Below are 568 nucleotides of genomic sequence, written 5' to 3' on the forward strand. Positions count from 1 at the left end.
GTACTTCGTGAGTGGATTAGACGATATGAGTCTTCAGGTGAAAAGGCCTTTGAAAAGTGCTATACATTCTACCCAGCCCAGTATAAACTAGATGTACTTTATTATATGAATGAACACGGGACATCTATCAGAGAAACAGCGGCACTTTTCAATATACCGTCTTATGAAACACTTCGGAAATGGAAAATAGCTTATGAAACAGGAGGATTGGATGCCCTACAATCAAAGAAAAAGGGGCGTCCAACCATGAAAGATAAAAAAATAAAACCAGTAGATGAAGGATCAATCGAAGCCTTACAAGCGGAAAATGAGCGTTTACGTATGGAAAATGCATATTTAAAAAAGTTGAATGCCTTAGTTCAAAACAAAGAAAAATCACCAAACAAGACAAAGCGCAAGTAATCTACGAGTTAAGGCATGAATTTCCTATCAAGGAGTTACTTCAACTCGCAAACATTCCACGTAGTACGTACTATTACTGGATGAAACGTTTTAATCGTCCTGATCCAAATGCGGAGGTAAAAGAACTGATTCAAGCTATTTATAATGAACACGATGGGTGTTATGG

Annotated in this window: 1 pseudogene; it reads left to right on the forward strand. The window is 37.5% G+C overall.

What is annotated here, in order from left to right:
• Nucleotides 1-568 (forward strand): annotated as a pseudogene (locus ACTJJY_RS32060) (IS3-like element ISBth10 family transposase); the annotation flags it as partial.

Origin of the sequence: Bacillus sp. 22475 (assembly GCF_052044835.1) — a bacterium.
In the GTDB taxonomy this organism is placed as follows: domain Bacteria; phylum Bacillota; class Bacilli; order Bacillales; family Bacillaceae_G; genus Bacillus_A; species Bacillus_A cereus.